We start from the raw sequence: 6,035 nt of genomic DNA, 5'->3' as shown, positions 1-6,035 counted from the left end.
CATTTACACAAGATTCTTGACGCTACCAATGTTTCGTAAAACTCGACTGTTTTATTGATATCTCTTACAAATAGACCGACATGTTCTATCCTCATAAAACCCCTCTAATCTTATAATTTTCGATATTTATATTTATTTGTATAACTGACACTTTGTCCAGCATTCAAAACTGTGTTGCCAAAGTCATCATGATTAATGGCATCCGGCAATGATTGTAATTCCATTGCTAAAGAACTGTAATCATGTTGATCTGACTTTTGAACATCTTTAGGATTAGCTGTAAAAATAACTAATCCCCTGCGATCAGTATAAAGGTCAATCGCACGCTCATTCGACTTGATAGTGGCCGCCTTATTACCTACGACAAAGGCATTATCAAATTCAAATTTATCCAATGGTTTCAATTGTTTGAGACCTTGGCCTATTTTTTTGAAGTTTCTAAAATCATAAGCATTCGATGTCGATAAAAATTTGCCAGTTGGGATTTTATCTTCATCCACATCAACAAACTTCTTAGCGTTAATTTTTAATTGCTGTTGACGAATATTTTCACTGCCAATATCAAAGTAGACGTGGCAAGTTGGATTGAATAAAGTATCATGATCAGTTTGAGCCTTGTAAGTAATAGATACCTCATCGTCATCATTGAGGCTGTATCGGATATTGACCTTCATCGTACCGGGAAACCCATCTTCGCCTTCAATTGTATGACTCAAAACAACTGAATTATCAGAATCAATCGCAGCATCAAAATTTTGATATTGCAATCCCTGATTTCCACAATGCAATAAATTTCTGCCATCATTAGGTTTCAATTGGTATTTAACACCATTTATTTCAAACTTAGCATCCTTGATTCTTCCAGCAACACGTCCAATTGTTTTACCAACTTGATAAGGAGTTTTGATATAATCCTCTAAATTATCAAAATGTTCTACCAATGAATGTTTGACGCCGTCTTCAACAACTTCAAAATTTTGCCACGTAGCAGCATAACTTAATATGCTAATACTTGTTTTATTTTTATTAGTTATTTTGTAAAGATAAACTGGTTGTGTACCAATTTTCCCAAAACCACTCTTTTCAACTACCATTTTTTTGCCCATCTCTTTGTAAAAAGTTTCTTTATCTGCTGGGAATCAGCATTGCATTTTTAATATTTTCCAAAGTAACTTGAGAAGTATCTTTGAAAATAATATCCGCTTCATGCAATAATTTAGAATCCCCAATACCAAGTGAAGTTTCACCTGCACCATTAATTGATTTAACGCCCGCAATAGCATCCTCTAAACCAATGCATTCTTCTGGCTTCAAATTTAATATTTCGGCACCGCGACGATAAATTTCTGGATCTGGTTTCCCATGTTTCAATGTTGCCGGATCAACACGTTCATTAAAATATTTAGCTAAATTCAACTTTTCAAGAACTCTTGGTGAGTTTTTGGATGATGATGCTAATGAAATTAAATAATGACGCTCAGAAATATCCTTTATAAATTCGCCCATGCCTGGGAGAATCTCTGATGAATCAAGAGTTTCCAACAGTTTTAAGTAGTTATCATTCTTTTCAGCAGCAAATTTTTTCTTTTCATCTTCTGTATAGTCATTTTCTTTGCCACCGGATTTTAAAATAAGATTCAATGAATCCATTCGACCAACACCTTTTAGTTGGTTAGCCAAATCATCGGTCCATTCAACGCCTAATTCATCGGCCAATTGATGCCATGCTTTTGCATGATAAGCCGAAGTATTAGCAATTACTCCATCTAAATCAAATACAAAACCTTTAATCTGTTCGAAATCAACCATTTTTAGTTAGCGCTCCTTCTTGATGAAAAGATGCCTGAAATTTACTATTCAGGCATCTGTATTTTACAATTATTTCAACATAAGTGGTTCATCATAAACCTTAATTTGAAGTGGTTTTCCAGAAATAAGTTTGAAATGCGATCCATCTTTTTCAACAGAAATTTCAATTACTCGATCTCGAAATACTTGTCTGAATGAATAACTATTCCATTTCTTGGGCAAGAATGGTTTATAGCTCAATGATCCATCGTCATGAACCCGCATTCCTGCAAATCCTTGAACCATTGCAAGCCAGCCACCGGTCATTGAAGTAATATGTAAGCCATCCGCAGTGTCATTATTATAATTGTCTAAGTCTAGTCTAGCGGTTCTTTCATATAATGCAACCGCTTTCTCTTCGTAATGTAAATCAGCCGCCAAAACAGAATGAATTGCAGGCGACAAACTTGACTCATGAACCGTTAATGGTTCATAAAAATCAAAATTGCGTTTCTTTTCTCTCTCAGAAAAATCATCGATAAAGTCCCAAATACCTTGTAAGACATCGCCTTGTTTAATATAAGGCGAACGGAGGATTTTATCCCATGACCAATGCTGATTGATAGGCAATTGATCCTTAGGAATTGAGCTAACTGGTTCAATGTCTTTATCCAAAAATCCATCGTGTTGAACAAATATTCCCAAGTCTTCATCGTATGGTAAATACATTTTGTCTACAATATCTTGCCATTGTTTTATTTCAGCATCTGAAACATTTAATTCTTCATATTGTTCCTTAGATACTTCGCCTAAAATTTGAAGTGTGTATTTCAAAGTCCATTTGGCAAGAAAATTAGTATACCAATTATTATCGACATTATTTTCATATTCATCCGGACCTGTAACGCCGTGGATCATATATTCTCCATTCCGCTTGCTAAAGTGAACCCGATCGGCCCAGAATCGAGAAATTTCTGTCAATATCTCACTACCTTCATTTAATACAAAAGATTTATCACCGGTATAACGAGTATAGTTATAAATTGCAAAAGCTATATCGCCGTTACGGTGAATTTCTTCAAAGGTTATTTCCCATTCGTTATGACATTCAATTCCGTTAAATGTCACCATTGGGAATAAAGCACCCTTCAAGCCTTGTTCTTTAGCATTTACATAAGCACCGCTCAATTGATTGTAACGATACATTAATAGATTTCTAGAAACTTCTGGACTAGACACACCTAGATAAACAGGAATACAAAAGGCTTCGGTATCCCAATAGGTGGCCCCACCATACTTTTCACCAGTAAATCCTTTAGGACCAATATTCAAGCGTGAATCTTCACCCGAATAAGTCGTGAACAAACCAAAGAGATTAAAACGCATTCCTTGCTGAGCTTCATCGTCGCCATCAATCTTAATATCTGATTGATTCCAACGCTGATTCCAAACTTGTTCATGTGCCGTTAATAAATCGGTATATGAAACTTGAGAAGCCTTAGCATTAATATCTTCCATTGCATCGCGTAAATCATCAACAACTTTATAATCACGTGAAGTTACAACAACAACTCGTTTTTCAATTGTGCCAGTTTCTTGTGACTTTAAAGTTGTTGCAAATGTTCGACTAGTTTCTAATTTATCAACCTTGCGTTCGATTTCTGGCAATGCAGTAACGTAATGTACCTGCATTCCGGAAGTAAACCTAGGCGTACCAAAATCATTTGGTTTAGTTTCAGCAATAATACTATCATCAGTTATTTCCAATACTTTCCAAAAATGTTCATCATAATTGGCATCTTCATTTTTAACATTAGCATCTAGGGAGGAAATAACTTTAATTTCAACTGGTTGTGCAGAAAGATTTTCAAAGGTAACTTTTTGAACTGACAGTTCCTTTTGAGCACCACTTAAGAATCTTTCAAAATTGAATTTAACTTTGCTGCCATCCTTATCTACTACAAAAGAGCGGGTTAAAGTAGCATTTTTCATATTTAAGTCTAAAGTAAAATCACTAATGGTATCTTTATTTAAATCTAATTTAGAATCATTGATCAAAAAGTTCATTTTTATAAAATTGACAGCATTAATAACTTTTCCAAAATATTTAGGATAGCCATTCTTCCACCAACCAACACGAGTCTTGTCTGGGTACCAAATACCGGCTAAATAAATACCTGGAAGGCTATCTCCAGAATAATCTTCCTCAAAGTTGCCTCTCATACCCATATAGCCATTGCCCAAACTGGTTAAGCTCTCTTGAAGTCGTTTATTTTTTTTGTCTAATTTGTGAGTTAAAACATTCCAAGGACTAACCTCAAAAATTCTTTGCATTTGCAATACCTCCTATAAAAAAAGGTAATTAGGTAAATATACCTAATTACCTTTTATAATCCTTAAAGAATTGTTTCGTCTGTATCTTTGTCAAAATAATGAGCCTTTGTCATTTCAAAAGCCATTTGAACGTCATCGCCAGGTTGATGATGATCACGTGAATCAACTTTAGCAATAAAATCAGTGCCACCAACATTAGAATAAAGAATTGATTCTGCACCTAGTAATTCAGAAACCTTGATTTTAGCATCAATAATTGCATCAGGGAAAGCTTGAATTGCAACCTCTTCAGCATGAACGTCTTCTGGACGGATACCAAAGGTAATTTCTTTACCAACATAACCTTTTTGTTTCAATACTTTCATCTGTCCTTCAGGAACAGCAATATTTAAACCTTGATCGTTAACGATTCTTCCATCTTCAAGTTTGACATCAAAGAAGTTAGTTGCAGGAGATCCAATGAATCCGGCAACAAATTTGTTAGCTGGTTTGCTGTAAAGTTCTGATGGTGTACCAACTTGTTGAATCATTCCATCATTCATGATAACGATACGATCAGCCATAGTCATAGCTTCGACTTGATCATGAGTAACATAAATGAAATTACGTCCTAAACGTTGATGCAATTGAGCAATTTCAGTCCGCATTTGAACTCTCAACTTAGCATCCAAGTTTGATAATGGTTCATCAAGCAAGAACAAGTTTGCATCACGAACAATAGCACGACCTAAGGCAACACGTTGTCTTTGTCCACCAGATAAGGCAGCAGGCTTACGTTTTAGATAAGGCGTCAATCCAAGAATCTTAGCAGCATTGTCAACACGTTTCTTAGTATCTTCCTTATCGTTCTTTCGAATATTTAATCCGAAAGCCATATTATCAAAGACGGACATATGTGGATACAAAGCATAATTTTGGAAAACCATCGCAATATCACGATCTTTTGGCGATACCTTGTTCATGACCTTGCCATCCATCTTAAAGTCGCCTTTACTAATATCCTCCAAACCCGCTATCATACGCAATGTGGTGGATTTACCACATCCGGAAGGTCCAACGAAGACAATAAACTCACCATCTTTAATGTCTAGGTTGAAATCACTAACTGAATAGTCAGTATTACCTTGATAGCGTTTGTAAATGTGTTCCAAATTTATTTTTACCATTTTTAACGCTCCTTTTATTTTTTGACTTCCAGTTAACTAATAAGTTTAATCTTACTAATCAATCTAGATGTGTCCACCACACCCAAAGTCAATCCTTTTTAGCCATTTGACCACCTAGTAATCTGTATGAAATATATGTTGCTAACGACACGCTGCATACCACGCTTAGAAAGGCCAATTGCAAAATGAAATTCATTAAGATCAAGATTAAAAATACTATTACTGAGATAATAATTGGAAAAGGTTTTTCAATGAATAAGGTCAAAATATTTTCAAATTTTTGAGTCGCTAATTGGAAACTTGTCGCTACCAAAGACATCAAATAAACAAATGTTAATATCAGTACGGCCATATGCCATTGAGGATTGCCCACAGTAAATTTATTTAACAGAATAAAAATACTAGCAACAAAACCTAATCCAAAATTGAGCCGGTAGTTTTTCTGAAAATCAAACCATTTTTGAAAAAAGTATTTAAAGAAACTCACACTACCATTTACCTGCCATTCCTGAACTGTTGCATAAGCAGCAATTAAACTAGGAATAGTAAAAACTGAAAGCATTAACCAAAGAATAATTAAGAGAAAACTATAAGTTGTAGAAAATTTTAAATTGAACAGGATTATTGCAGTCAAGATAACCGGAAAATTAATCATAAAAAATGAAAAGTTAATTGTAAACAATGACCAGAGCCAATTTCCACTAGCTATTAATCTTTGACCATTTTTCGTTTTTAAATTAATCACAA

At 34.6% G+C, this 6,035-nt stretch carries 5 protein-coding genes; all 5 read right to left on the bottom strand.

Translation table 11 applies throughout. From position 1 onward, the window contains the following. Positions 1 to 110: 110 nt before the first annotated feature. The 5 genes from FD26_RS02335 to FD26_RS02315 all read right to left on the bottom strand — a co-directional run bounded on the left by FD26_RS02335 (position 111) and on the right by FD26_RS02315 (position 6,033). Positions 111 to 1,094: an aldose epimerase family protein gene (locus FD26_RS02335; RefSeq protein WP_057866830.1), complete on the bottom strand. Its 984-nt coding sequence runs from the start codon at positions 1,092 to 1,094 to the stop codon at positions 111 to 113. 31 nt (positions 1,095 to 1,125) lie between these two features. Then, complete coding sequence (gene pgmB, locus FD26_RS02330; RefSeq protein WP_057866829.1) at positions 1,126 to 1,809, bottom strand: beta-phosphoglucomutase; 684 nt, start codon at positions 1,807 to 1,809, stop codon at positions 1,126 to 1,128. Between the two features lie 69 nt (positions 1,810 to 1,878). Next, positions 1,879 to 4,122, bottom strand: coding sequence for a glycoside hydrolase family 65 protein (locus FD26_RS02325; RefSeq protein ID WP_057866828.1), 2,244 nt, complete (start codon positions 4,120 to 4,122; stop codon positions 1,879 to 1,881). Between the two features lie 62 nt (positions 4,123 to 4,184). Beyond that, a complete protein-coding gene (locus tag FD26_RS02320) occupies positions 4,185 to 5,288 on the bottom strand; it encodes an ABC transporter ATP-binding protein (protein ID WP_057866827.1) in 1,104 nt (367 codons plus the stop codon). 88 nt (positions 5,289 to 5,376) lie between these two features. Further along, complete coding sequence (locus FD26_RS02315; RefSeq protein WP_057866826.1) at positions 5,377 to 6,033, bottom strand: hypothetical protein; 657 nt, start codon at positions 6,031 to 6,033, stop codon at positions 5,377 to 5,379. Positions 6,034 to 6,035 lie beyond the last annotated feature (2 nt).

Origin of the sequence: Companilactobacillus crustorum JCM 15951 (assembly GCF_001434585.1) — a bacterium.
In the GTDB taxonomy this organism is placed as follows: domain Bacteria; phylum Bacillota; class Bacilli; order Lactobacillales; family Lactobacillaceae; genus Companilactobacillus; species Companilactobacillus crustorum.
Note: the sequence above shows the minus strand (reverse complement) of the source record. Positions and strands in the feature narration are given on the sequence as shown.

Excerpts from the sequence above, each read along its gene's own strand:
- FD26_RS02335 (WP_057866830.1), bottom strand. The coding sequence starts at position 1,094 with ATGGTAGTTGAAAAGAGTGGTTTTGGGAAAATTGGTACACAACCAGTT.
- pgmB (WP_057866829.1), bottom strand. The coding sequence starts at position 1,809 with ATGGTTGATTTCGAACAGATTAAAGGTTTTGTATTTGATTTAGATGGA.
- FD26_RS02325 (WP_057866828.1), bottom strand. The coding sequence starts at position 4,122 with ATGCAAAGAATTTTTGAGGTTAGTCCTTGGAATGTTTTAACTCACAAA.
- FD26_RS02320 (WP_057866827.1), bottom strand. The coding sequence starts at position 5,288 with ATGGTAAAAATAAATTTGGAACACATTTACAAACGCTATCAAGGTAAT.